This is a genomic window from Variovorax sp. J2P1-31 (assembly GCF_030317215.1).
Classification (GTDB): domain Bacteria; phylum Pseudomonadota; class Gammaproteobacteria; order Burkholderiales; family Burkholderiaceae_C; genus Variovorax.
Genome location: NZ_JASZYA010000001.1, coordinates 1,715,440 through 1,740,264, shown reverse-complemented (window position 1 = coordinate 1,740,264; position 24,825 = coordinate 1,715,440). Strand labels below are relative to the sequence as shown.

At 68.3% G+C, this 24,825-nt stretch carries 28 protein-coding genes and 2 tRNA genes; 11 read left to right on the top strand and 19 right to left on the bottom strand.

The window, feature by feature from the left end:
- Positions 1-6 precede the first annotated feature (6 nt).
- Positions 7-2,304: an arginine/lysine/ornithine decarboxylase gene (locus QTI20_RS08050; protein WP_286548603.1), complete on the bottom strand. Its 2,298-nt coding sequence runs from the start codon at positions 2,302-2,304 to the stop codon at positions 7-9.
- 108 nt (positions 2,305-2,412) lie between these two features.
- Here QTI20_RS08050 and QTI20_RS08045 point away from each other — a divergent pair, with 108 nt between their 5' ends.
- From QTI20_RS08045 to QTI20_RS08030, 4 genes are all read left to right on the top strand, one after another.
- A complete protein-coding gene (locus QTI20_RS08045) occupies positions 2,413-2,838 on the top strand; it encodes an NfeD family protein (protein ID WP_286548604.1) in 426 nt (141 codons plus the stop codon).
- Between the two features lie 28 nt (positions 2,839-2,866).
- Positions 2,867-3,796, top strand: a complete 930-nt coding sequence (locus QTI20_RS08040; RefSeq protein WP_183026839.1) for an SPFH domain-containing protein — start codon at positions 2,867-2,869, stop codon at positions 3,794-3,796.
- A gap of 36 nt (positions 3,797-3,832) precedes the next feature.
- A tRNA-Ser gene (locus tag QTI20_RS08035) sits at positions 3,833-3,922 on the top strand.
- 128 nt (positions 3,923-4,050) lie between these two features.
- Positions 4,051-4,332: a hypothetical protein gene (locus QTI20_RS08030; protein WP_286548607.1), complete on the top strand. Its 282-nt coding sequence runs from the start codon at positions 4,051-4,053 to the stop codon at positions 4,330-4,332.
- Between the two features lie 19 nt (positions 4,333-4,351).
- Here the strand turns inward: QTI20_RS08030 and QTI20_RS08025 are convergent, their stop codons facing one another.
- The 5 genes from QTI20_RS08025 to QTI20_RS08005 all read right to left on the bottom strand — a co-directional run bounded on the left by QTI20_RS08025 (position 4,352) and on the right by QTI20_RS08005 (position 7,876).
- Entirely contained in the window at positions 4,352-4,786 is a 435-nt protein-coding gene (locus tag QTI20_RS08025) for a DUF1810 domain-containing protein (RefSeq protein WP_286548609.1), read from the bottom strand.
- Positions 4,787-4,817: 31 nt separating this feature from the next.
- On the bottom strand, positions 4,818-6,536 hold the full coding sequence (locus QTI20_RS08020) for a thiamine pyrophosphate-dependent enzyme (RefSeq protein WP_286548612.1): 1,719 nt from the start codon (positions 6,534-6,536) through the stop codon (positions 4,818-4,820).
- Positions 6,537-6,574: 38 nt separating this feature from the next.
- A complete protein-coding gene (gene budC / locus QTI20_RS08015) occupies positions 6,575-7,339 on the bottom strand; it encodes a meso-2,3-butanediol dehydrogenase (RefSeq protein ID WP_286548615.1) in 765 nt (254 codons plus the stop codon).
- 145 nt (positions 7,340-7,484) lie between these two features.
- Entirely contained in the window at positions 7,485-7,754 is a 270-nt protein-coding gene (locus QTI20_RS08010; RefSeq protein WP_286548616.1) for a hypothetical protein, read from the bottom strand.
- Entirely contained in the window at positions 7,754-7,876 is a 123-nt protein-coding gene (locus QTI20_RS08005) for a hypothetical protein (RefSeq protein WP_286548618.1), read from the bottom strand. The genes QTI20_RS08010 and QTI20_RS08005 overlap by 1 nt, the downstream gene beginning before the upstream one ends.
- Positions 7,877-8,170: 294 nt before the next feature.
- Here QTI20_RS08005 and QTI20_RS08000 point away from each other — a divergent pair, with 294 nt between their 5' ends.
- From QTI20_RS08000 to QTI20_RS07985, 4 genes are all read left to right on the top strand, one after another.
- On the top strand, positions 8,171-8,407 hold the full coding sequence (locus QTI20_RS08000) for a DUF2934 domain-containing protein (protein WP_286548620.1): 237 nt from the start codon (positions 8,171-8,173) through the stop codon (positions 8,405-8,407).
- Positions 8,408-8,484: 77 nt separating this feature from the next.
- Positions 8,485-9,168, top strand: a complete 684-nt coding sequence (locus QTI20_RS07995) for a helix-turn-helix transcriptional regulator (protein WP_286548621.1) — start codon at positions 8,485-8,487, stop codon at positions 9,166-9,168.
- Between the two features lie 66 nt (positions 9,169-9,234).
- Positions 9,235-9,627, top strand: coding sequence for a nuclear transport factor 2 family protein (locus QTI20_RS07990; protein WP_286548623.1), 393 nt, complete (start codon positions 9,235-9,237; stop codon positions 9,625-9,627).
- A 169-nt stretch (positions 9,628-9,796) separates the two neighbouring features.
- On the top strand, positions 9,797-10,051 hold the full coding sequence (locus QTI20_RS07985) for a hypothetical protein (RefSeq protein ID WP_286548624.1): 255 nt from the start codon (positions 9,797-9,799) through the stop codon (positions 10,049-10,051).
- Between the two features lie 160 nt (positions 10,052-10,211).
- Here QTI20_RS07985 and QTI20_RS07980 read toward each other — a convergent pair.
- From QTI20_RS07980 to tolB, 5 genes are all read right to left on the bottom strand, one after another.
- Positions 10,212-10,287, bottom strand: a tRNA-Lys gene (locus QTI20_RS07980).
- 59 nt (positions 10,288-10,346) lie between these two features.
- Positions 10,347-11,162 (bottom strand): tRNA threonylcarbamoyladenosine dehydratase, encoded by an 816-nt coding sequence (locus QTI20_RS07975; RefSeq protein ID WP_286548625.1) that lies wholly within the window; start codon positions 11,160-11,162, stop codon positions 10,347-10,349.
- Between the two features lie 15 nt (positions 11,163-11,177).
- Entirely contained in the window at positions 11,178-11,933 is a 756-nt protein-coding gene (ybgF, locus tag QTI20_RS07970) for a tol-pal system protein YbgF (RefSeq protein WP_503011353.1), read from the bottom strand.
- Positions 11,933-12,457, bottom strand: a complete 525-nt coding sequence (pal, locus tag QTI20_RS07965) for a peptidoglycan-associated lipoprotein Pal (RefSeq protein WP_286548627.1) — start codon at positions 12,455-12,457, stop codon at positions 11,933-11,935. Before pal ends, ybgF begins: the two co-directional genes overlap by 1 nt.
- A 19-nt stretch (positions 12,458-12,476) precedes the next feature.
- Positions 12,477-13,793, bottom strand: coding sequence for a Tol-Pal system beta propeller repeat protein TolB (gene tolB, locus QTI20_RS07960; protein ID WP_503011354.1), 1,317 nt, complete (start codon positions 13,791-13,793; stop codon positions 12,477-12,479).
- Positions 13,794-13,960: 167 nt separating this feature from the next.
- Here tolB and msbA point away from each other — a divergent pair, with 167 nt between their 5' ends.
- Positions 13,961-15,745: a lipid A export permease/ATP-binding protein MsbA gene (gene msbA, locus QTI20_RS07955; protein ID WP_286548628.1), complete on the top strand. Its 1,785-nt coding sequence runs from the start codon at positions 13,961-13,963 to the stop codon at positions 15,743-15,745.
- Between the two features lie 119 nt (positions 15,746-15,864).
- Here the strand turns inward: msbA and rng are convergent, their stop codons facing one another.
- The 8 genes from rng to QTI20_RS07915 all read right to left on the bottom strand — a co-directional run bounded on the left by rng (position 15,865) and on the right by QTI20_RS07915 (position 22,877).
- Complete coding sequence (rng, locus tag QTI20_RS07950; protein ID WP_286548629.1) at positions 15,865-17,388, bottom strand: ribonuclease G; 1,524 nt, start codon at positions 17,386-17,388, stop codon at positions 15,865-15,867.
- Positions 17,389-17,526: 138 nt separating this feature from the next.
- Positions 17,527-18,135 (bottom strand): Maf family protein, encoded by a 609-nt coding sequence (locus QTI20_RS07945; protein ID WP_286548631.1) that lies wholly within the window; start codon positions 18,133-18,135, stop codon positions 17,527-17,529.
- A gap of 55 nt (positions 18,136-18,190) precedes the next feature.
- Positions 18,191-18,658: a 23S rRNA (pseudouridine(1915)-N(3))-methyltransferase RlmH gene (rlmH, locus tag QTI20_RS07940; protein ID WP_183026820.1), complete on the bottom strand. Its 468-nt coding sequence runs from the start codon at positions 18,656-18,658 to the stop codon at positions 18,191-18,193.
- Positions 18,655-19,329 (bottom strand): ribosome silencing factor, encoded by a 675-nt coding sequence (gene rsfS, locus QTI20_RS07935; protein ID WP_286548633.1) that lies wholly within the window; start codon positions 19,327-19,329, stop codon positions 18,655-18,657. The genes rlmH and rsfS overlap by 4 nt, the downstream gene beginning before the upstream one ends.
- Positions 19,329-19,961, bottom strand: a complete 633-nt coding sequence (gene nadD / locus QTI20_RS07930; protein WP_286548634.1) for a nicotinate (nicotinamide) nucleotide adenylyltransferase — start codon at positions 19,959-19,961, stop codon at positions 19,329-19,331. The genes rsfS and nadD overlap by 1 nt, the downstream gene beginning before the upstream one ends.
- Positions 19,952-20,869 carry an oxygen-dependent coproporphyrinogen oxidase gene (gene hemF, locus QTI20_RS07925; protein WP_286550972.1) on the bottom strand — a complete coding sequence of 306 codons (918 nt, stop codon included), beginning with the start codon at positions 20,867-20,869 and terminating at the stop codon, positions 19,952-19,954. The genes nadD and hemF overlap by 10 nt, the downstream gene beginning before the upstream one ends.
- Positions 20,866-22,155, bottom strand: coding sequence for a phosphoribosylamine--glycine ligase (gene purD / locus QTI20_RS07920; RefSeq protein ID WP_286548635.1), 1,290 nt, complete (start codon positions 22,153-22,155; stop codon positions 20,866-20,868). The genes hemF and purD overlap by 4 nt, the downstream gene beginning before the upstream one ends.
- The gene (locus tag QTI20_RS07915; RefSeq protein WP_286548637.1) at positions 22,152-22,877 is read right to left on the bottom strand and encodes a YebC/PmpR family DNA-binding transcriptional regulator; all 726 of its coding nucleotides are present in this window, start codon (positions 22,875-22,877) and stop codon (positions 22,152-22,154) included. Before QTI20_RS07915 ends, purD begins: the two co-directional genes overlap by 4 nt.
- Positions 22,878-22,985: 108 nt before the next feature.
- Here QTI20_RS07915 and QTI20_RS07910 point away from each other — a divergent pair, with 108 nt between their 5' ends.
- Both QTI20_RS07910 and QTI20_RS07905 read left to right on the top strand, forming a co-directional pair.
- Positions 22,986-23,756, top strand: coding sequence for a class I SAM-dependent methyltransferase (locus tag QTI20_RS07910; protein WP_286548638.1), 771 nt, complete (start codon positions 22,986-22,988; stop codon positions 23,754-23,756).
- A 37-nt stretch (positions 23,757-23,793) separates the two neighbouring features.
- On the top strand, positions 23,794-24,825 hold the full coding sequence (locus QTI20_RS07905) for a chorismate transformation FkbO/Hyg5 family protein (protein WP_286548639.1): 1,032 nt from the start codon (positions 23,794-23,796) through the stop codon (positions 24,823-24,825).

Sequence of the window (24,825 nt, the reverse complement as noted above, 5' to 3'; positions counted from 1 at the left end):
CCGGCCTCAGGCCTGCTGGCGCACGCAGTCCGCGTAGTAGCGCTTCTTGCCCGTTTCGTCGATGCGCGCCACCAGGCCGTGGATGTCGGTCTCGAAGCCCGGGCACTCCTTGTTGAACTCGCGCGCGAACTTGAGGTAGTCGACGATCTTCTTGTTGAAGACTTCGCCCGGGATCAGCAGCGGGATGCCCGGCGGGTACGGCGTGATCAGGCTGGTGGTGATGCGGCCTTCGAGCTGGTCGATCTCCACGCGCTCGGTCTTGCGGTGCGCGATGTGGGCGAAGGCGTCGCTGGGCTTCATGGCCGGCGTCAGGTCGCTCAGGTACATCTCGGTCGTGAGGCGCGCCACGTCGTAGCGCGCATAGAGCTTGTGGATGTGCTGGCAGAGGTCGCGCAGGCCCAGCTTCTCGTAGCCCGGGTGCTGCTGGCAGAACTCCGGCAGGATGCGCCACATCGGCTGGTTGCGCGCGTAGTCGTCCTTGAACTGCTGCAGCGCCGTGAGCAGCGTGTTCCAGCGGCCCTTGGTGATGCCGATGGTGAACATGATGAAGAAGCTGTACAGGCCGGTCTTCTCCACGATCACGCCGTGCTCGGCCAGGAACTTGGTCACCACGCTGGCCGGGATGCCGGTCTCGGCGAACTTGCCCTGCAGGTCCAGGCCGGGGGTCACGATGGTCGACTTGATCGGGTCGAGCATGTTGAAGCCGTCGGCCAGCTTGCCGAAGCCGTGCCAGTTGCGCTTCGCGCTCTTGGCCTTGCTGTCGGTGCTGCCCTCGCCCTTCATGATCCAGTCCTCGGCGCGGCCGATGCCTTCCTCGACCAGCTTCTCCGGGCCCCAGACCTTGAACCACCACTCGTCCTTGCCGAACTCGGCCTCGACCTTGCGCATCGCGCGGCGGAAGTCGAGCGCCTCCAGGATGCTTTCCTCCACCAGCGCGGTGCCGCCGGGCGGCTCCATCATGGCCGCGGCCACGTCGCAGCTGGCGATGATCGCGTACTGCGGGCTGGTCGACGAGTGCATCAGGTAGGCCTCGTTGAACAGGTCGCGGTCGAGCGCGCGGTTCTGCGAGTCCTGCACCAGCACGTGGCTGGCCTGGCTGATGCCGGCCAGCAGCTTGTGCGTCGACTGGGTCGAGAACACCAGCGACTCCTTGGGCCGGACCCGGTTCTTGCCCATCGCGTGGTAGGCGCCGTAGAACGGGTGGAAGGCGGCGTGCGGCAGCCAGGCTTCGTCGAAGTGCAGGGTGTCGACGTAGCCGTCGAGCATGTTCTTGATGGTCTCGGTGTTGTAGATCACGCCGTCGTAGGTCGACTGCGTGAGCGTCATCACGCGCGGCTTGACCTTGTCGGCATCGACGCCGGCCAGCAGCGGGTTGGCCTTGATCTTGGCCTTGATCGCGCTCTGCTCGAACTCGCTCTTGGGGATCGGGCCGATGATGCCGAAATGGTTGCGCGTGGGCTTCATGAAGACCGGAATCGCGCCGGTCATGATGATCGCGTGCAGGATCGACTTGTGGCAGTTGCGGTCCACCACCACCACGTCGTCGGGCGCCACCGTGTGGTGCCAGACCATCTTGTTGCTGGTGCTGGTGCCGTTGGTCACGAAGAAGCAATGGTCGGCATTGAAGATGCGCGCCGCATTGCGTTCGCTGGCCGCCACCGGGCCGGTGTGGTCGAGCAGCTGGCCCAGTTCTTCCACGGCGTTGCAGACGTCGGCGCGCAGCATGTTCTCGCCGAAGAACTGGTGGAACATCTGACCGACCGGGCTCTTGAGGAAGGCCACGCCACCCGAATGGCCCGGGCAGTGCCACGAGTAGGAGCCGTCTTCGGCGTAGTCGATCAGCGCCTTGAAGAACGGCGGCTGCACGCCCTCGAGGTAGCTCTTGGCCTCGCGGATGATGTGGCGCGCCACGAATTCGGGGGTGTCCTCGAACATGTGGATGAAGCCGTGCAGCTCGCGCAGGATGTCGTTCGGGATGTGGCGCGAGGTGCGCGTCTCGCCGTAGATGTAGATCGGCACCTCGGCGTTCTTGCGGCGCACCTGTTCGATGAAGCTGCGCAGGCTCAGCACGGCCGGATCGAGGTCCGGGCCGGGCGTGAATTCCTCGTCGTCGATCGACAGGATGAAGGCGCTGGCGCGGCTCTGCTGCTGCGCGAACTGCGACAGGTCGCCGTAGCTGGTCACGCCCAGCACCTCGAGACCCTCGCTCTCGATGGCCTGCGCCAGCGCGCGAATGCCCAGACCCGAGGTGTTCTCGGCGCGGAAGTCCTCGTCGATGATGACGATCGGGAAGCGAAATTTCATGTGCAGGGGCTCGGACAGGGAGAAGAGGCGCGAAGTGTAAGGAATTCAAAAGACAAGTGTTGATACAGGTGTCGCAGAATGGGGTGGATACGACACAAAGGAGGCTGTATGGAGAGTTCCACCATCTGGTGGTTGATCGCGGGGGCGACCATCGTGGTCGAGCTGCTGTCGGGCACCGTCTACCTGCTGCTGTTGGCCACCGGCTTCGCCGCCGCGGCCCTTTCGGGCCATCTGGGCGCCGGCGTGATCACGCAACTCATCGTGGCTTCGGCGGTCGGCGTGGGCGCGGTCCTCGGCTGGTACCTGATCAAGCGCCGGCGCGCGGCGCGCCTGCCCGCGCAGGCCAATCGCGGCGGCAACCTCGACATCGGGCAGAGCGTCCACGTCGAGGCCTGGAACCCCGACGGCACCGCCTCCGTGCGCTACCGCGGTGCGCAGTGGACGGCCGTGGCCAAGGCCGGCGCCGAGCTGCAGACCGGTGAACACCGGGTGGTCGAAGTGGTGGGCAGCCGCCTCGTCGTCACCAAGATTTAGCAAGAAACCCTCAAAAAGGAGCATCCCTATGGATTTCGCAGTTCCCCTGGTCATTCTGGTCATCGCCATTCTGTTCATCAGCCAGTCGGTCAAGTTCGTGCCGCAGCAGAACGCCTGGGTGCGCGAGCGCCTCGGCAAGTACCACAGCACCATGACGCCCGGCGCCAATTTCCTGATCCCCTTCATCGACAAGGTGGCCTACAAGCACAGCCTGAAGGAAATCCCGCTCGACGTGCCCAGCCAGATCTGCATCACGCGCGACAACACGCAGCTGCAGGTCGACGGCATCCTGTACTTCCAGGTGACCGACCCGATGCGCGCGAGCTACGGCTCGTCGAACTACATCGTGGCCGTGACGCAGCTGGCCCAGACCTCGCTGCGCAGCGTGGTGGGCAAGCTGGAACTCGACAAGACCTTCGAGGAACGCGACATCATCAACGCCCAGGTCGTGGCGGCCATCGACGAAGCCGCGCTGAACTGGGGCGTCAAGGTGCTGCGCTACGAAATCAAGGACCTGACGCCGCCCAAGGAAATCCTGCTGGCCATGCAGGCGCAGATCACCGCCGAACGCGGCAAGCGCGCGCTGATCGCCGCCTCGGAAGGCCGCCGCCAGGAACAGATCAACATCGCCACCGGTGAACGCGAGGCCTTCATCGCCCGCTCCGAAGGCGAGAAACAGGCCCAGATCAACAACGCCCAGGGCGAGGCCGCGGCCATCACCGCGGTGGCCGAAGCCACCGCCGGTGCCATCGAACGCGTGGCCGCCGCCATCCGCCAGCCCGGCGGCGAGCAGGCGGTGCAGCTCAAGGTGGCCGAGCGCGCGGTCGACGCCTACGGCAAGGTGGCCGCCGACGCGACCACCACGCTGATCGTGCCGAGCAACATGAGCGAGACCGCGGCACTGATCGCATCGGCGATGCGCATGGTTCAAGCAGGCAAACCGGCGGCTTCGAGCTGAAACGCCCTTTCAAACTGCTACAATCTGAGGCTTCGCGGAGCGGTGGATGAGCGGTTTAAGTCGCACGCCTGGAAAGCGTGTGAGGGGTAAAACCCTCCGCGGGTTCGAATCCCGCCTGCTCCGCCAAAAATTCGATGTCCAGACCTTCCATCCGGACACAGCCAGTTCATGAAGGCCCCTCACGGGGCCTTTTTTTTGCCCTGAACGGACACTGGCTTTCCCCCGCCGACGGCCGAGTTGCTACCATAGTACCCATGTCCTCCCCATCCCAGGCCCAGTCCACAGGCACAGCGCCCCTCGACCGCACGCTCAAGAAGAACCAGGCGATCGCCGCCGAGGTCCAGAGCGCGTCGGAGGATCTTGCCGTGGTCGCGACGGTGCTCGAGCAGGAATTGCCCGACAACGTCCAGGTCGGCGACGTGGCGCAGGCCATCGAACACGCCAACCAGCTCGAGAAGCAGCTGGCGCAGTCGGCGCAGGAATTGACCAAGGTCAACGAGGCGCTGGCCAAAGAGGTCGAGAAGCGCGCGGGCTGAGCACCCGGCCGGCAGGAGCCTAGGTTTCCGCGGCCAGCAAGGCCAGGGTGGCCGGGTCCCCTCCCCCTTCGCAGCCTTGCTGCAACACCTGCGCGAAGATTGCCTCTTCCGGCGCCGCGGCCCTGAACAGCGTCATGCAGGAACACAGCTTGAGGTCGTCGGGCGCGCCGAAGATCCGGTGCACGTCCAGCCCCGGGCGCTCCAGCGCCACCAGCACCAGACGGCCACACTCGCGCAGCCGTGGGCCCAGGACCGGATGCGCCGCATAGGCCCGGGCCTCCGCCAGGCCTTCGATGCCGTAGAACTTCGCCGTCGCACTGCGTCCCAGCGCGCGTAGCTGCGGAAAGACGAACCACATCCAGTGGCGGGTCTTGCGGCCGGCCGCGAGTTCCTCGAGGACCGTGCCGTACACCGGCGCCTGGGCCGTCACGAAGCGTTCCAGATCGAAGGGCATGCACCGGTCTCCGTCGTGCTTTCGCGCCGGCTCATTCCGCGAAGTTGTCCTTCAGCAGGTCGACCACGTCGCCCGCACGGCCGCTGAGCACCGCCTTGGCCGAGTACAGCATCGTGCCCGCGACCTGGCTGAACTCCACCTTGGGCGGCATCACCAGTTCGGTGCGGTTGACCTTCACGTCCAGCAGCGCCGGGCCGGGATGCGCGAGGAAGGCGCGCACCGCGTCGGGCAGCAGCTCCGCGCGCTCCACCTTCTGGCCGTAGAAGCCGATCACCTCGGCCAGGCGTGCGAAGTCCGGGTTCAGCAGGTCGGTGTAGTTGTCGAGCAGGCCCTCGACCTTCTGCTCGAGCTCGACGAAGTTCAGGCTGGCGTTGTTGTAGACCACCACCTTGATCGGCAGCTTCTCCTGCACCGCGGTCATCAGGTCGCCCAGCAGCATCGCGATGCCGCCGTCGCCCGAGAGCGAGATCACCTGCCGTCCGGGATAGGCCTTCTGCGCGCCCAGCGCCTGCGGCATCGCGTTGGCCATGGTGCCGTGCAGCAGGCTCACCAGCGTGCGGCGCCGGCCGTTCATGTGCAGGTGGCGCAGCGACCACACCATGGGGCTGCCGCCGTCGGCGGTGAAGACCGCGTCGTCGGCGGCCAGCTCGTCGAGGATGTGCGTGAGGTGCTGCGGATGGATCAAGCCTTCCTTGCCCGGCCGCTCGTCGCGCCGCAGCGTATCGACCGCGTCCTGGCGATGGCGCAGGCACTCGTCGAGGAAGCTGCGGTCGCTGCGTTCCTCGAGCAGCGGGATCAGCGCCTCGATGGTGTGGGCCACGTCGCCCACCAGCCCCAGCGTCACCGGGTGGCGCCGCCCCAGGTGGCTGCCGTCGGTGTCGATCTGCAGGATCGTGGCCTTCGAGGGATAGAACTGGCTCCACGCGAAATCGGCACCGAGCAGCAGCAAGGTGTCGCACTCCTGCAGCGCGCGGTAGCCCGACTCCACGCCGAAGATGCCGGTCATGCCCATGTTGAAGGGGTTGTCGTACTCCACGAAATCCTTGGCGCGCGAGGTGTGGGCGATCGGCGCCTTCAGGCACTGGCCCAGCGCCAGCAGCATCCGGTGCGCGCCCTCGCAGCCATGGCCCGCATAGATGGCGATCTTCCGGCCCTTGCCGAGCAGCTCGGCCAGCTGCGCGAGTTCGGCGTCGTTGGGCCGCACCACGGGCGCGGTGCGGTGCACGGCGAAGCTCAGCCCTTCCTTGACCTCCGTCTGCGCGATGTCGCTGGGCAGGATCACCACCGCCACGCCGCGGCGCGACAGCGCGGCCTGCGCCGCCAGGGCCGTGACGCGCTGCGCCTGGTCGGCCGAATGCACCTGCGCGCAGAACACGCTGCAGCCCGCGTACAGCGACTTGAAGTCCACCTCCTGCGGGAAGTCCATGCCCAGTTCGGTGGTCACGATCTGGCTCGCGATCAGCACCATCGGCGCGCGGTTGCGGTTGGCCTCGAACACGCCGTTGATGAAGTGCAGCCCGCCGGGCCCGCAGGAGCCCGCACAGGCCGTGAGCTCGCCCGACAGGTAGGACTCCGCGCCGGCGGCGAAGGCCGCGGCCTCCTCGTGGCGCACATGCACCCATTCGATGTCGCTGCGCCGGATCGCGTCGGTGACGTGGTTGAGGGTGTCGCCGACGATGCCGTAGCAGCGCTTGACGCCGGCGTGCTGCAGGGTTTCGATGACGAGGTCGGCGACTTTGCGATGGGCCATGGGGCTTTCCTTGGGATCTGGGGGTTGTCGACGCGGGCTCAGGCCATGTTGGGCTGGCCGTTGGAAGCGCTCAGGCCGCCATCGACCGGCAAGGCCACGCCGGAGACGAAGCTGGCGTCGTCGCTGGCCAGGAAGGCCACCACGGCCGCGATCTCCGACGGGTCGGCGCCGCGGCCCAGCGGAATGCGCTCGCGGAATTTCGCCATCAGCTTGCGGTCCTTCTTCATGTCCGCGGTCATGGGCGTGAAGGTGAGGCTGGGGCAGACGGCGTTGACGCGCACGCCGTCCTTCCCATGGTCGAGCGCCAGCGCCTTGGTGAGGTTCACGATCGCGCCCTTGGAGGCGTTGTAGAGCGCCATGCCCCAGTCGCCGCCCAGGCCCGAGACCGAGCCGGTGTTCACGATGCAGCCCTTGCTCTCGATCAGGTGCGGCATGGCCGCGCGGCAGCCGTGGAACACGCCGCCCGCGTTGACCGCCATGATCCGGTCCCAGCCGTCCAGCGGCGCCTCGGTGACGCTGCCGTCGACCGCGATGCCGGCGTTGTTGAACAGCACATGCAGCCCGCCGAAGCGCTTGACGGTGGCCTCCACCAGCGCCTGCACCTGCCGGAACTTGGACACGTCGGTCAGCTTGACCAGCGTTCGCTCGGGCGGGAGGTCCTGCGCCACGCGATCGAGCTTGGCCCGCTCGTCGCCGGCCAGGACCACGCTGGCGCCTTCCTGCGAGAAACGCCTGGCGGTGGCCTCCCCGATGCCGCTGCCGGCCCCCGTGACGATGACGACCTTGTCCGTGAAACGCTGCATGTGGGGGCTCCGAGGCGGTGTGAAAAGCGCGACTCTGCGCCGGCCGGCGCAAGGAGCGTGTCAGCCCACGGCGGCTTTGTTGTGGGAGAAAGCCAATGCCTTGGACGAGGCGGGCTGCGCGGCGCCCATTCCGGCAGGCCCTCAGCTAGCCTTCGCCACGCCCGTCACCGGAGCGCTGCGCGACCCACTGCACCGCCAACTCCCGGGCCCGCAGCACCGCCTCCGAGGCCGCGGCAAAGCGCTGCGCATCGAACTGGAGCGTGCGGATCGCGTGGTTGGGCGGCGCGCGGTAGCGCACCGTCGCGTGAAAGCTGCCGTCCGGCAACTGTTCGGCGCCGCACAGGAACACCCAGCCTTCGTGCCGGAACTCGTCCATCGCGTCGAAGGGATGGCCTGGGGTGTCGGGCGCGGCCACTAGGGTGTCCCGTCGCGCCGCATCACCATGTCCATCCAGGTGGCGTGCAGCACATCGAGTTCGCCGAGCTTCAGCGTCATCGCCTCGGCGTCGAGCGCGGCCCCTGAAGTGACGCTGCGCACATGTCGGCATGCTCGTCGTTCGCCCGCTTCCAGGCCTCGTAGGCTTCACCGAGCTTGTCGGGGGTCGGCATCAATGCACCTTCGCTGCGCGTGAGGGTCGATCGTCCATCGCATGGCGTCTGTCTCCTTGTGGAAGGCTCACGCTACATCCATCGAAGCCGTGGAGGCTGTAGGAATTGCGCGCGCCTGCCGCGTCGAGGCGCGCCCGTGCGTGCCGCGCCCAAGGCGGCGCGCCCTCCTCTTGCATCTTTCGGGCACACGCATAGGGTTTTGCTTCCACTCCAGGAGAAGCCCATGAGCGAAGAACGCAAGGTGCCGGGCGCGGCCGAAGCCATCACCCCGCTTGACGAAGACGTCCGGTCCGGGGAGCCCGGGCCGGCCGACCGGGAAGCGCGCATCCGGCAGGCCGCCTATGCGCGCTACGAGAAGCGCGGCGCCGAGCCTGGCCACGATGTCGAGGACTGGCTGGCGGCGGAGACCGAGATCGAGACGACGCCGGCCGCCGAACCTTCCAGCGACAAGAGCGCCTGAGCCCACCGGCAGTCGCGGCATGCGGGCCGCGGCAACCGCGCCCCCGGGGTCGCCGACATCGGTGAGAGACTTCGAGCATGTCACGCTCCAGCCGCCTGCTCAGCCTTCTTCAACTGCTCCAAGGTCGAAGAATCCCGATCACCTCGGCGGCGATCGCGCACGCGCTGGGGATCTCGGAGCGCACGGTCTATCGGGACATTGCCACCCTGGTGGCGCAAGGGGCGCCGATCAAGGGCGAGGCCGGCGTCGGTTACATGCTGGGCGCAGGCTACTTTCTGCCGCCGCTGATGCTCGAAGCCCAGGAGGCGGAGGCCATCCTGCTCGGCCTGCAGTATGTGAGCCAGCGCGGCGACGAGGTGCTCTGCGACGCCGTGCGCTCGACGCGCGCCAAGATCGCAGCGATCCTGCCGGAAACGCGGCGCATCGCCGCTTTCGATGAGCCTGTGGCCATGCCCGGACCGGTGGCCCGCCAGGCCCAGGGGCCGGTCACCGTGCACTTCATGCGGACCGCGATCCGCGCCCAATGCAAGCTCGCCATCGTCTACGCCGACGGACTGGGCGAGCACACGGAGCGGGTGATCTGGCCCGTCTCGGTCGGCTTCATGGAACAGGCCCGCGTGGTCGGCGCGTGGTGCGAACTCCGGGAGGACTTCCGGACCTTCCGCCTGGACCGCATCGTGTCCGCCGTCGAGCGCGGCCGCTATCTCGAGCGGCGCGGGGCCCTGCTCGAGCGCCTGCATGCGGCCATGCGGGACTCCTGACAGAAACGGGTGGTCTGGCTGCCTATTCTGAAGGCCCACATCAATCGCCATGGAGCCTTCCTCGTCATGCAAGACATCGCCCGATCCCTTCCTTCGGTGATCCTCGATCACATCGAGGCCCACAACACACCGGACCTCGCAGCCTTCGTCGCGACCTTCACGCCGGATGCACTTCTCAACGACGCGCGCCGCGAGTGGGTCGGGCGCGAAGCCATCTCCCGCTGGGCCGAGAGGGAGATCTTCGGCGACAACGTCCGTGTCGAACTGGTCGGCGCCTACCGCCACGGTGACACATACATCGTGCGCCTCCGGAACGATGGCGACTTCGACAAGACGGGCTTGCCGGACCCGATCGTGCTGACGAACTATTTCAGGCTGTGCGAAGGCCGGATTTCCGAGCTGATCGTGCTGCTGAACACCGTGAGCTACCCGCAAGCGCCCCAGCCCGGGATCCGCTGAGCCGAGGCGCGCCACCGGCAGGGCGCGAGTGGGCGCGCCGAAGCCAGCCATCTCATCGGGATTTTCCTAACACGTCAAAAAGGGCCGTGATAGTAGATTTATCCAGATAGTCTGGGCCTAAGGTTGAAAACTTCACGAAGCTTGCCGAGTTTTCCAGGAAGGAGTTGCCATGCCATCGCGCAACAAGAAGCTGAGCTTCGAGCAACGTGTATCCGCCGTCGAGTGGGAGGCCCGCGCCGAGAAACTCTCGCACTTTCTGCGCGGGTCGCCGGGCCATCCGGCGCTGGAGCCCCATGAGATCCCCCCGCTCTTCGACGAGGTGGAGGCCGCCCTGCTGGACCTCCGGCGAGCCTTCGAATTGATGCCACCGCCCCGTCCCGTGCCCATGATGCAGCCGCACGCACCCTCTTCCGACCGACGCTGAAGTCACCGGCCTGCCAAAAGTCGCAGCACTGTCGTCGAACTCAAATGCAAGCCGTCGCGGCGCTCCGCGTGACGCCCATGGCTGCTGGAGGGAGAGGCGGAAACAACAAAAAAGCCCACTGTCCAAAGACAGTGGGCTTTCGTGCACCTCGAGAGGAAATTGGTGGGACGTGCGGGGGTCGAACCCACGACAAACGGATTAAAAGTCCGCTGCTCTACCAACTGAGCTAACGTCCCGGATCGATTCGCATCGATCTTGGTGTTTTTGCAGGCTTCGTGTCCAGCAAAGCCTGCGATTATAGCGCGAGCTTCGAGGCGATTTTGTCCATCACCCAACCGGCTGCACATTGACCGAAAGTCGCGGTCACGCTGACCACCGAACCGTAGCCATGGCAGTTGAGCGAGCCGTCGCCATCGACGATCGCGCAGGAGGCATCGGGGGGCGCCACGCTCTCGCGGCTGAAGACGCAGGCCACGCCGATCTTCTTGCCGTCCCGCGGCGCGCCGTGCTCCTTGCGCAGGCGGTTGCGCAACTGGGCCAGCAAGGGGTCGTGCGTGGTCAGCGACAGGTCCTCGATCTCGACCCGGTGCGCATGGCGTTTGCCGCCGGCCGCACCGACCGTGACGAAGGGCGTGCGCGTGGCGCGTGCCCAGGCGGCCATCGCCACCTTGGCGCGCACCTGGTCGCAGGCGTCGATGACGGCACTCAAGGGGCCGCCGGCCTGCTCGGCGGCCGCCACCAGCCGGAGCCAGTTGTCGGGCTCGACGAAGTCGTCGATCGCCAGCACCTCGCAGGCCGGGTTGATCTGCGCGATGCGCTCGCGCATCGCCGTCACCTTGGCCTGGCCGACGGTCGAGGCCAGTGCATGGATCTGGCGATTGATGTTGGACTCGGCGATGTGGTCGAGGTCGACCAGCGTGAGCCGCCCGACGCCGCTGCGGGCCAGGGCCTCGACGGTCCAGGACCCCACGCCGCCGATGCCGGCCACCAGCACATGCGCCTCACGGATGCGGCGCGCGCCCGGCACGCCATAGAGGCGCTCGAGCCCGCCGAAACGGCGCGCCGCATCGACCTCGTCCACCGGGGCGAGCACGGGCTCGGCGTGGTCCATGCGCAGCCGTCCGCCCTACTTCAGGCGCGACAGCCGCTCGCGGCCCGCTTGCGCGGCTTCGGACTGCGGGTAGGCCTTGGTCAGGTCTTCCAGCGTGCGCCGTGCGGCGCGCGTGTCCTTGAGCTCGATCTGGCAATTGGCGATCGACAGCACGGCCTCGGGGGCCTTCGCATGGTCGGGTGCCAGCGACAGCATCGAACGGAAATTGGCGATCGCTTCGTTGTAGTTGCGGGTGGCGTACTGGGCGTTGCCCAGCCAGAACAGCGCCGAGGGGTTGTAGCCGCTCTGCGGATAGCGCTTCACGAACTCGGCGAAGGCGGTCTGCGCCTGGGCGAACTGCCCGCCGCGGAACACGCCCAGCGCCGCATCGAAGTCGGCCTTCTCGCGCGGATCGGCCGTGAACTCGCGGCCGTCGACCGCGACCTTCGACGGTTCGCTCTTCTTGATGCGATCGTCGATGTCGGTCTGGCGTTGCTGGAGTTCGGACACGGTGCGTGCCAGCTGCTCGTTCTGCCCGGTCATGCGCTGCATGTCGCCGCGCATGGCCTCGATCTGGTTCTGCAGGTCGAGCAGGCTGCGGCGCAGTTGCGCGTTGTCCTCGGTGAGCCGCTGGTCGGTCTGCGTGCGCATGGCTTCCACCCGCTGGCGCAGGTCGAGGATGGCGCGGCGCGCCTCGTCATCCTCGAACAGGGCCGCGTTGGCGCCGACGGACATGAAGACCAGCGCGGCAGCCAGTGCCGCGCTGCGCAAGCCAAGACGACTGCGCATCATCAACGGTAGGTGATCTCGGCGCGGCGGTTCTGCGCCCAGACCGACTCACCGGAACCTTGTGCAGCGGGCTTTTCCTTGCCGAAGCTCACGGCCTCGATCTGGTTGTCGTTGACACCCAGCAGGTTCAGCGCGCGACGCACGGCTTCCGAGCGCTTCTGGCCCAGTGCCAGGTTGTACTCGCGGCCGCCACGTTCGTCGGTATGACCTTCGATCGAGATGCGGCGCTGCGCGTTGGCCTTCAGGAAGCGGGCATGGCCGTCGATCAGCGCCTGGTAGTCGGGCTTGACCGTGTAGCTGTCGTAATCGAAGTAGATGATGCGTGCGACACCGACCGGGCCGGCCGCGTTCTGCGCGTTCGGATCGATGGTCACAGGCGCCACACCGCTGGCGGCGCCGCCACTGCCGGAGCCTTGGCCGGTGCCACCGGTGCTGTCCACCACGGGGGTGTCGTTGAGCTTCGTGCCCGAAGAGCAACCAGCGATCAGGGCCACGATGGCCAGCGAATAGAGCGTACGTTTCAACATTTCGAACTCCTCAAGTGAATCATTGCTTTTGGAACGGACCCCAGTCCGGTTCCCGGATGTCGCCTGCCTGACCGGCGAGCCGCGCCTTGATCTTCCCGTCCAGGGTGGTCGTCATCAGTGCTTCGCGGCCTTGCAGCTGCGTTGCATAGACGATGAGTTTGCTGTTGGGGGCAAAGCTCGGGCTCTCGTCGGCCGAGGTGTCGGTGATGGCTGTCACGTTGCCGGTCGCCAACTCCATCACGTGGAGTTTGAAGGCGCCGCCTACGCGGGAAATGTAGGCCAACCACCGGCCATCTCCGCTGACAGAAGGTGAAATGTTGTAAGTGCCGCTGAAGGTGACGCGCGTCGGCGTGCCCCCGCTGGCGCCCATCTTGTAGATCTGCGGTGCGCCGCCGCGGTCGCTCACGAAATAGATCGTGCTGCCATCGGCCGAGAACACCGGCTCGGTGTCGATGCTGTTGCTCTGCGTGAGCCGGCGCGGCTCGCCGCCGCCCGCCGGGATCGTGTAGAGCTGCGAACCGCCGTCGCGGCTCAGCGTGACGGCCAGCGAGTTGCCGTCGGGCGCCCAGGCCGGCGCGCTGTTGGAGCCGCGGAAGTTGGCCAGCAGGCGGCGTTGGCCGCTCGAGACGTTGTGCACGTAGACCACCGGCTTGCGCGACTCGAAGGACACGTAGGCCAGTTGCGTGCCGTTGGACGACCAGACGGGCGAGATGATGGGCTCGGGGCTGGCCAGCGCCGCCTGGGCGTTCTCGCCGTCGGCATCGGCCACCCAGAGGTTGTAGCGGTTGCCGCCCTTGGTCACGTAGGCGATGCGGGTCGAGAAGATGCCCTTCTCGCCGGTCAGCTTCTCATAGACGTAGTCGGCGATGCGGTGCGAGGCGAGCCGCAGGTCGCCCTGGGGCACGGTGTAGCTCTGGCCGCCCAGGTCCTGGCCGCGCACCACGTCCCATAGGCGGAAGCGCACGTCGAAGCGGCCGTCGGCGAGCTTGCTCACGCTGCCCACCACCAGCGAGTCGGCCGTGCGCTGGCGCCACAGCGTCAGGTCGGGCCGCGAGGCCTCGTCGAGCGCCTGGCCCGAGGCATCGACGCCGCGGAACTGGCCGCTGCGTTCGAGGTCGGCCTGCACGATGGTGGAGATCTTCTGCGGCGAGGCGTCCTGGCCCTTGAAGGGCACCAGCGCGATCGGCAGCTGCGTCAGGCCCACGCCCGACACCTCGACCCGGAACTGGGCCAAGGCGGGGATCAGGGGGGAGGCAGCCAGGGCCGCGACCAGGGTGCGACGGGCGTTGAATGATGAAGAAGGAGGCAAGGCGGGAACGGGCAGCAGCTTTTTCATGCAGTTCGGAGAGGTTTTCGGCGACAAAGTTTCACCGAGGGTTTCTACCGGGCATCGGCAAACCGCGATGGTACACATTGCGCGGCCATTCCTCGGGAATCGTGGCAAGCCATCTGCTTGCTCCTACAAAAAAGTTGCCATGGAGCGCGCCCGTAGAATCCGCCGCCATGCAGCCTTCCCCTACCGGTGACACCGTGCGTCCCCCCTTGACGCGACGCCTCGCCCGACTGATGAGCTGGTTCGGGGGCTCGCGCCGCTGGTGGTCCCTGGCCATCGGGGCCGCCATCCTGGCCGCCCTCACCGAACCCCTGATGCCGGCCCTTCTCAAGCCCTTGCTCGACCGAGGCTTCAGCCGCGGCCAGCTGGCGCTGTGGACCGTGCCGGCCGCGATCATCCTGCTGTTCGCGGTGCGCGGACTGGCCCAGTTCGTTTCGCAGTATGCGCTGGCGCGCATCGCCAACGACGGCATGCAGCGGCTGCGCCGCGTGCTGTTCGAGCGCCTGCTCACGGCCGAACTGGCGCTGTTCTCGCGCCAGTCGGCCAGTGCGCTGTCGAACACCGTGGTTTACGAGGTGCAGACCGGCTCGATGCTGCTGGTGCAGGCGCTGCTGGGCCTCACGCGCGACGGCTTCACCTTGATCGCCCTGCTCTTCTACCTGGTCTACCTCAACTGGAAGCTCACGCTGATCGTGGGCGTGCTGGTGCCCGGCGTGGCCTGGATCATGAAGGTGCTCTCCAAGCGCCTGTACCACCTCACGCGCCTGGGCCAGACCGCGACCGACGACCTGGCCTACGTGGTGGAAGAGAACGTGCTCGCGCATCGCATGGTGCGGCTGCACGGCGCCCAGGCCGACCAGACCACGCGCTTCGAACACCTGAGCCGCACGCTGAACCGGCTGGCCGTGAAGTCGACCATCGCCTCGGCGGCGATGACGCCGCTGACCCAGCTGCTGGCGTCGGTGGCGCTGTCGGTGGTGGTGATGATCGCGCTGTGGCAGAGCAACGAACAGGCGCTGACCGTGGGCGGCTTCGTGGCCTACATCACCGCCATGCTGATGCTGATCGCGCCGATCCGCCGGCTGGCCGACATGGCCAACCCGATCACGCGCGGCCTGGCGGCGCTGGAGCGCGGCGTGACCCTGATCGACGAGGTGGCCTCCGAGACCGGCGGCAGCCATGCCGTGCCGCGCGCCGAAGGCCGGATCGAGCTGCGCAAGGTGCAGGTGCGCTACCGCGGCGAGGAGGAAGCGGCCGCGCTCGACGGCATCGACCTGTCGATCGCGCCCGGCGAGATCGTGGCCTTCGTCGGCCCCTCGGGCTCGGGCAAGACCACGCTGGTCAACCTGCTGCCGCGTTTCGTGCTGCCCACCGGCGGGCAGGTGCTGCTCGACGGGCAGGACCTCGACGCATGGCAACTGAGCAGCCTGCGCACGCAGTTCGCGATGGTGAGCCAGGACGTGGTGATGTTCAACGACACCCTGGCGGCCAACGTCGCACTGGGCGCCGAGATCGACCGCGAGCGCGTCGCCCATTGCGTGGCCGCCGCCAACCTGAGCGAGCATGTCGCGGGACTGCCGAACGGCATCGACACCGTGCTGGGCCACAACGCGACCCAGCTCTCGGGCGGCCAGCGTCAGCGCCTGGCCATCGCCCGCGCGCTCTACAAGGACGCGCCCATCCTGCTGCTCGACGAAGCCACCTCCGCGCTCGACACCGGTTCCGAGCGCCTGGTGCAGGAAGCCCTGCAGCGCCTGATGCAGGGCCGCACCACGCTGATCGTCGCGCACCGCCTCTCGACCATCCAGCACGCCGACCGCATCGTCGTGATGGAGCAGGGGCGCATCGCGGAACAGGGCAGCCACGCGCAGCTCATGGCGCTCGATGGCCTGTATGCGCGACTGCAGACGCGCGCGGTCAGCACCACCCCGCCCGGTCAAACGCCGACGATCTGACCCCGCGGCGGGCGAAGCCACGCCCGTTCGTGAAACACCGCGGAACCGGCTTCGCCGAGCCGCCGGTGTGGCCCCTTGAGCGGATGGCGGCTACACGAAGCGAGCCGCCACCGGGGTGGTCACAGCAAGACGATGTCGAACTGGCCCTGCCCCATCGCCGGCTCCGACTGCAGCGAGATCGTCTTGCCGATGAAGTCGCTGAGGCTGGCCAGGTGCTGGCTCTCCTCGTCGAGCAGCAGCTCGATCACCTGCGGCGCGGCCACGACGCGGAATTCGCGCGGCGTGAACTGGCGCGCCTCGCGCAGGATCTCGCGCATCACGTCATAGGCCGCGCTGCGGGCCGTCTTGACGATGCCCTGGCCGCCGCAGGCCGCGCAGGGTTCGCACAGCATGTGGGCCAGCGATTCGCGCGTGCGCTTGCGCGTCATCTCGACCAGGCCCAGCGGCGAGAAGCCGCCCGCGCTGGTCTTCACGCGGTCGCGCGCCAGCTGCTTGCGGAACTCGGCCAGCACCTGCTCGCGGTGCTCGTCGCGCCCCATGTCGATGAAGTCGACGATCACGATGCCGCCCAGGTTGCGCAGCCGCAACTGCCGCGCGATGGCCTGGGCCGCCTCGAGGTTGGTCTTGAAGATGGTGTCGTCGAAATTGCGCGCGCCGACGAAGCCGCCGGTGTTGACGTCGACCGTGGTCAGCGCCTCGGTCTGGTCGACCACCAGGTAGCCGCCCGACTTGAGGTCCACGCGCCGGCCCAGGGCCTTGGCGATCTCCTCGTCGACCGAATACAGGTCGAAGATCGGCCGCTCGCCCTTGTAGTGCTGCAGCTTGTCCGCGGCCTGGGGCATGAACTCGAGGCCGAACTTGCGCATCGACTCGAACTGCTCGCGCGAGTCGATGCGGATGGTCTGGGTGTCCTCGCCCGTCATGTCGCGCAGCACGCGCTGCAGCAGGCTCAGGTCCTGGTGCAGCAACGACATCGCGGGCAGCTTGCCCGAGAGCTCGCGGATGCGCGACCAGGTCTTGCGCAGGTAGGCGATGTCCTCGGCCAGTTCGGCGTCGCTCGAGTCCTCGCCGTTGGTGCGCAGGATGAAGCCGCCGGTGTTGGCCGGCACCACGCCCCCGCTGTCGGCCGCGGCCGCGGCGTCGATCAGGGCCTGCATGCGGGCGCGCAGCTTCTCGCGCTGGTCGACCGGGATCTTCTGCGACACGCCCACATGGTTGTCCTGCGGCAGGAAGACCAGCAGGCGCCCGGCGATGCTGATCTGCGTCGACAGCCGCGCACCCTTGGTGCCGATCGGGTCCTTGATCACCTGGACCAGCAGCGACTGGCCTTCGAACACCTGTTTCTCGATCGGCACCATCGTGCCGCCGCGGTGGTCGCGTTCGGGCAGCTGCGCGCTGGGGCGCGAGCCGGGCGTGAATGGCGCCACGATGTCGGCCACGTGCAGGAAGGCGGTGCGCTCCAGGCCGATGTCGATGAAGGCCGACTGCATGCCGGGCAGCACGCGCGAGACCTTGCCCAGGTAGACGTTGCCGACCAGGCCACGCTCCAGCGTGCGCTCGATGTGCAGCTCCTGCACCGCGCCGTGCTCGACCAGCGCGACGCGGGTCTCCTGCGGCGACCAATTGATCAAAATATCCTGCATGTCAGGCTCTCCCCCAGGCTTCGCGCACTGCGTGTCGCTTCGCCCTCCCCCTTCCGGGGGCGCCGCTGGCAGACCGGCAGAGCCGGATCTGCGGCGGCCCTGGCATGAAGATGGAGATCGGGAAAGGCAGCGTCATGGTTAGCTTTTGAGCAGGCCGACGCTGCGCAGCAGCGCGGCGGTCTCGAACATGGGCAGCCCCATGATGCCCGAATAGGAGCCGCCGATGTGCTCGACGAAGGCCGCGGCCGCGCCCTGGATGCCATAGGCCCCGGCCTTGTCCAGCGGCTCGCCGCTGGCGACGTAGCGCGCGATCTGCGCGCGCGTCATGGGCGCGAAGCGCACCCGCGACACGTTGAGCGCCGCATGCCGCCCGCGGCCCTTCTGCACCGCGACCGCCGTGAGCACGCGATGGGTGGTGCCGGCCAGGCGGGCCAGCATGCGCTCGGCATCCCTGGCGTCCGCGGGCTTGCCCAGGATGTCGCGGCCCAGCGCGACCGTGGTGTCGGCGCAGAGGATGGGCGCGCCCGGCAGGCCCAGGCGGCGGTGCCGCGCCACGGCCGCATCGAGCTTGAGGGCGGTCACGCGCTGCACATAGGCGGTGGGCGATTCGCCCGGCCGCACGGCTTCGAGCGCTTCGGCGTCCTCGTCGGGCGCGGCCAGCAGCAGTTCATGGCGCACGCCGAGCTGGCCCAGCAACTGGGCGCGGCGCGGGCTTTGGGAGGCGAGGTAGAGAAAGGCGTCGCTCATTCGATCACTTCCGCACGGCGCTGCGGGCGTGCCGGAAGCACGTCGGGCGCCACGCTCATTCGCGATGGTAGGGATGGCCGGCGTTGACCGACCAGGCACGGTAGAGCTGCTCGACCAGCAGCACGCGCGCCATGGCGTGCGGCAGCGTCAGGTCGGACAGCCGGATGCGTTCGTGGGCCGCGGCCTTGAAGGCCGGGTCGAGCCCGTCGGGGCCGCCGATCACGAGTGCGACGTCGTCGCTCTCCTCCTGCCAGGTGCGCAGCCGCGTGGCCAGGGCCTTGGTGGTGAGCGCGGTGCCGCGTTCGTCGAGCACCACGATGCGCATGCCGCGCGCGATGGCGGCCTCGATGCGCTCGCGCTCGGCGGCGTAGAGCGTCTCGAGGGTCTTGGAGCCGCGCGGCTCGGTCTTGACGGCGCGCAGCTCGAGCTTGATCTCGGGCGGGAAGCGCTTGGCGTAGTCGTCCCAGGCGGTCTGCGCCCAGTCGGGCATGCGTTGCCCGACCGCGACCACCAGCAGCTTCATTTGCTGCGCGGAGCGGTCTTGCGCGCGGGCGCCTTGGCCGGTGCCTTCTTGGCGGCGGCCTTCTTCGCCGGCGGCTTGCCGATCTTCTTCACCGGGATCTTCTTGGCCGGGGCCGCGGCGTCGCCGGTCGTCTTGCGGCTCGCGGTCTTGCGTGCGGGCTTGGCCTTTTCCTTCTCGGCCTTGGCCGCCTGCTCGGCCGCGCGGATCGCGGTCTTGGCGGCGCTGGCGCGGCGCAGCGTCTTGGCGGGCGCGGGCTTCTTCTTCTCCTCGGCTTCCTCGCTCACCGCGGCGGCCGGCTTGGCGGCGCCCAGCTTGGTGCGCACCGGCTTGTCGCCCCAGATTTCCTCGAGGTGGTAGTACTGGCGGATCGCCGGCTGCATGATGTGCGCGACCGCGGCGCCGCAGTCCACGATGATCCACTCGCCGTTGCCTTCACCCTCGACGCGCGGCTTGGGAAAGCCCGCTTCGCGCACCGCATCGCGCACGCTGGCGGCCAGCGCCTTGGTCTGGCGGTTCGAGGTGCCCGAGGCGACGATCACGCGCTCGAACAGCGGTGACAGATGCTCGGTGTCGAAAACCTGGATGTCCTGCGCCTTGACGTCTTCGAGCCCGTCGACGATGGCTCGCTGGAGTTTCTGGGTGTCTTTCTTGGCGGCGGCTTCAGTGGTCATCAGGCAGGGGCGTAGAGGTGGTGTTGGTCAATATAGCGCGCAACGGCGGCGGGAACCAGCGCGCCGACGTCCTCGCCGCGTGCGGCACGGGCGCGGATGTCGGTGGCACTGGTGTCGGCCGGGGGCAATTCGAGGGTTTCGAAGCGCGCATCGGCCGGAAGGCCGGGCAGCGTCCGCGGATCGAAGCGGGTTGCAGATCCATCGGAGCCGGCGGATTCTAACCGCTCAGCTATGGAAACAATAGCAATGCCCAGGATCTCCCGCCAGCCGTGCCATTGCGGCAGGGCCGCGGCCTGGTCGCTGCCCATGATCAGCACGGGCTGGGCGCCCGGGAATTCGCGCCGCAGTTCGCGCAGCGTGTCGAGCGTGTAGGTGGGGCCGGTGCGCAGCGTTTCGCGCGCATCGACCACCACGCGCGGCAGGCTGCCGAAGGCCAGGCGCGCCATCGCCAGCCGGTCGGCCGCCGGGCTGAGGGTGCGCGCCTTGTGCCAGGCGTCGCCCGTGGGGAAGACGCGCAGTTCGGCCAGGCCCAGCTGCGTCAGCGCCGCCGAGGCCAGCGCCACGTGGGTGTTGTGCGGTGGATCGAAGGCCCCGCCGAAGACGCCGATGCGCGGGACGGCCGTCACAGCCATTCGCGCCGCACGATGAAATCGCTGTAGAGCGCGGCCTCGGGCGTGCCCGGATCGGGCACCTGGCGGTAGGCCCAGCTCGCCAGCGGCGGCATCGACAGCAGGATCGACTCGGTGCGGCCGCCCGACTGCAGGCCGAAGTGCGTGCCGCGGTCCCAGACCAGGTTGAACTCGGCGTAGCGGCCCCGGCGGTAGAGCTGGAAGGCCCGCTCGCGCTCGCCGTAGGCGGTGCCGCGCCGGCGCTCGACGATCGGCATGTAGGCCGGCAGGAAGGCATCGCCCACCGCGCGCAGCATCGCGAAGCTGTCCTCGAAGCCCAGTTCGGAGAAATCGTCGAAGAAGATGCCGCCCACGCCGCGCTGCTCGTTGCGATGCTTCAGGAAGAAATAGTCGTCGCACCAGGTCTTGAAGCGCGGGTACTTGTCCTCGCCGAAGGGCGCGAGCGCATCGCGGCAGCTGCGGTGGAAATGCACCGCGTCGTCCTCGAAGCCGTAGTACGGCGTCAGGTCGATGCCGCCGCCGAACCAGCAGACCGGCGCGCCGCCTTCGGGCAAGGCGGCCAGCATGCGGACGTTCATGTGCACGGTGGGCACATAGGGGTTGCGCGGGTGGAACACCAGCGACACGCCCATGGCTTCGAAAGGCGCGCCGGCCAGCTCGGGCCGGTGCTGCGTGGCCGAGGGCGGCAGCTTCGGGCCGCGCACTTCGGAAAAACCGCAGCCCGCGCGCTCGAACAGTTCGCCGCCTTCGAGGATGCAGGTCAGGCCCCGGCCCTGCAAGGGCTCGCCGGGCGCCTTTTCCCAGGCATCGCGCACGGCCACGCCGCCATCGGCGGCCTCGACCGCGCCCACGATGCGCTGCTGCAGCCCGCGCAGGTAGTCGCCGACCGCCGCCGGATCGGCCTGCATCAGCTGTTGCGCGCCTGCAGCGCGCGGTAGCCGATGTCCCGGCGGTACTGCACGCCGCTGAAGCGCACCTGCGCCGCCACTTCGTAGACCCGCTGCTGCGCCAGCTTCACGTTGTCGGCCAGCACCGTCACGCAGAGCACACGGCCGCCGCTGGTCTTGAGTTCGCCGTTGTCCAGCGTGGTGCCCGCATGGAACACCATGGCATCGGGCGTCTCGGCGGGGATGCCGTCGATGCGGTCTCCCTTGCGCGGCGACAGCGGGTAGCCGTGGGCCGCGAGCACCACGCCCAGCGCCACGCGGCGGTCCCATTGCAGCTCGACCTGGTCGAGCGTGCCGTCGGTCGCGTGCCAGAAGACCTCGAACAGGTCGGACTTGAGCCGCATCATGATCGGCTGCGTCTCCGGGTCGCCCATGCGGCAGTTGAATTCCAGCGTCTTGGGCCGGCCCGCGCCGTCGATCATCAGGCCCGCATAGAGGAAGCCGGTGAAGGGGATGCCGTCCTTTTCCATGCCGCGGATGGTCGGCAGGATGATCTCGCGCATCGCGCGCGCATGCACCTCGGCCGTGACCACGGGCGCGGGCGAATAGGCGCCCATGCCGCCGGTGTTCGGGCCCTCGTCGCCGTCGAGCAGGCGCTTGTGGTCCTGGCTGGTGGCCAGGGCCGTGACGTTCTTGCCGTCGCACAGCACGATGAAGCTGGCTTCCTCGCCCTGCAGGAATTCCTCGATCACGACGCGCGCGCCGCCGTCGTTGTGGGCCACGCCGAACTTGTTGTCGACCAGCATGAAGTCGACCGCCTCGTGCGCCTCGGCGGCCGTCATGGCCACCACCACGCCCTTGCCGGCGGCCAGGCCGTCGGCCTTGACCACGATCGGCGCGCCCTTGGCGTCGATGTAGGCATGGGCCAGCGCGGCGTCGGTGAAGGCCTGGTACTCGGCCGTCGGGATCTTGTGGCGCTGCATGAAGGCCTTGGAGAAGGCCTTGGAGCTTTCCAGCTGCGCCGCGGCCTGGGTCGGGCCGAAGATGCGCAGGCCGTGCGCGCGGAACTCGTCGACCACGCCGGCCGCCAGCGGGCCCTCGGGGCCGACCACGGTCAGCGCGATCTTTTCCTGCTGGGCCCATTGGCGCAGCGCCACCGGGTCGGTGATGTCGATGGTTTCGAAACGCCGGTCGGTGGCGGTGCCGCCATTGCCCGGTGCCACGTAGAGCTTGGACACGCGCTCAGAGTGCGCGAGGCGCCAGGCGAGTGCATGTTCGCGGCCGCCGCCGCCGATGACTAGAACTTTCATTCTGAAATGGCCGCGTTGTGGAACACGTCCTGGACATCGTCCAGGTCCTCGAGCACGTCCAGCAGTTTCTGCATCTTCGCGCCCTCCTCGCCCGCCAGTTCGATGGTGTTTTCGGCCCGCATCGTCACTTCGGCGATCTCGGGCTTCAGGCCGGCGGCCTCGAGCGCGTTCTTCACGGCTTCGAAATCGGCGACCGCGGTCAGCACCTCGATGGCGCCGTCTTCGTCGGTCAGCACGTCCTCGGCGCCGGCTTCGAGCGCCACTTCCATGACCTTGTCCTCGTCGGTGCCGGGCCCGAACACGAACTGGCCGCAATGCTTGAACTGGAAGGACACCGAGTTCTCGGTGCCCATGTTGCCGCCGTACTTGGAAAAGGCGTGGCGGACTTCGGCCACGGTGCGCACGCGGTTGTCGGTCATGGTGTCGACGATGATCGCCGCGCCGCCGATGCCGTAGCCCTCGTAGCGGATTTCCTCGTAGTTCACGCCTTCGAGGTTGCCGGTGGCCTTGTCGATGTTGCGCTTGATGGTGTCGATCGGCAGGTTGACCGCCTTGGCCTTTTCGACCGCCAGCCGCAGCCGCGGGTTGGCGCTCAGGTCGCCGCCGCCGGCGCGCGCGGCCACGGTGATTTCACGGATGGCACGGGTCCAGAGCTTGCCCCGTTTTTCGTCCTGCCGGCCTTTCCGATGCTGAATATTCGCCCATTTGCTGTGTCCGGCCATGGCTTTCTCTCTCGCTGTCGTGTGTTGTCAAAGCAGCTGCGAGTTTACTGTCCGCGCTCCTGCCGCACATGCGATGGCGCGCGAAACGCTTTTGGTCATAATCCGCCGATGACGCCCTCACCCTCCCCCGTGCCCGCCGACGCGGCCCTGCTGCCCCCGCATGCGCCGCTGCCGCTCTACTACGGAGACGAGGACGAGCACCAGGCTTTCCTGCGTCGCATCTTCGACGACACCGCGCCCGACTACGACCGCATCGAGCGCGTGCTGGCCTTCGGCTCGGGCCCCTGGTACCGCCGCAGCGCCCTCAAACGCGCCGGGCTGGCCGCCGGCGCGCAGGTGCTCGACGTGGGCATCGGCACCGGCCTGGTCGCCCGTGAGGCGCTGACGCTGATCGGCCCGACGGGCCGGCTGGTCGGGGTCGACCCCAGCGCCGGCATGATGAAGCAGATCGACCTGCCCGGTGTCGAACTGGTCGAGGGCAAGGCCGAGGCGCTGCCGCGGCCCGACGCCAGCAGCGATTTCCTCAGCATGGGCTATGCGCTGCGCCACATCAGCGACGTGGCGGCCGCCTTCGGCGAGTTCCACCGCGTGCTGCGCCCGGGCGGCCGGGTGCTCGTGCTCGAGATCAGCAAGCCCGAGAGCCGGCTCGGCACGCAACTGCTCAAGGGCTACATGCGCGCCGTGGTGCCGCTGATCGCGCGCTTCATCGGCAAGCGCAGCGACACGGCCGAGCTCTGGCGCTACTACTGGGACACGATCGAGGCCTGCATCCCGCCCGCGCAGGTGATGGAGGCGCTGCGCGCCGCCGGCTTCCGCGACGTGCAGCGCCATGTCGAGCTCGGCGTCTTCTCCGAATACACCGCGGTCAAGCCCGGATGACCCTGCAAGAAAACTCCCCCGCAAAGGATTCCACACGATGAGCGCACGTGAACCCGTCAAGGTGCCGCCGCTGCGGCTCGAGCGACTGACGCTCGCGCAGGGCCTGGCCATGGCCGACAGCGGCCATCCGCCCTTCGGCGGCCTGGGCTACGGCCTGCACGAGAACCTGCCCTGGATGCCCAACGTCGATGCGCGCGTGCTGTCCGACGGCGGCCCGATGGCCGATGTCTGGCATGCGCGCGGCGAGGTGCGCTCCGGCACCACCGGCGTGGTGCGCTGGCGCACCGACGGCCACTGGCTGCTGGGCGCGATCGACCTCGACGAGGCGGCCGAGAAGCAGGGCGTGGCCCGGCTGGCCGAGCGCGCCTACACCGACCTGTTCGTCGCCCTGCGGCAGAGCGGCTGCCCGCACCTGCAGCGCATCTGGAACTACCTGCCGCAGATCAACGGCGACGGCGGCGGCCTGGAGCGCTACCGCCAGTTCAACATGGGCCGCCAGCAGGCTTTCCTCGACGCGGGCCAGGCGGCCTTCGAAGGGGCGCCGGCCGCCTGCGCGCTGGGCATCCGCCAGGGCGCGCTGTGCATCCGCTTCCTGGCCGGCCAGATCGCGCCGCTGCCGGTCGAGAACCCGCGCCAGGTCTCGGCCTACCGCTACCCCGAGACCTACGGTCCGCGCTCGCCCACCTTCTCGCGCGCGGCCCTGGCCGAGCTCGGCGACGGCCAGGTCGCGCTGTTCATCTCGGGCACGGCCAGCATCGTCGGGCACGAGACCGTGCACCTGGGCGACGTGCGCGCGCAGACCGAGGAGACGCTGCGCAACCTGGCGGCCGTGATCGGCGCTGCCAACCAGCGCACCGACGCCGGCTTCGCCCTGCCCGCGCTGGAGGCCGTGGTCTACGTGCGCCACGTGGCCGACGCGCCGGTGGTGCGCGAGGTGCTCGAGGCGGTGCTGGGCGCGCAGGCCCCGACCGTGCGCCACGCGGTGTACCTCGAGGCCGACATCTGTCGGCAGGACCTGCTGGTGGAGATCGAGGCCCATGCCGTGGCCACGGGTTCGATTCGCCGATGA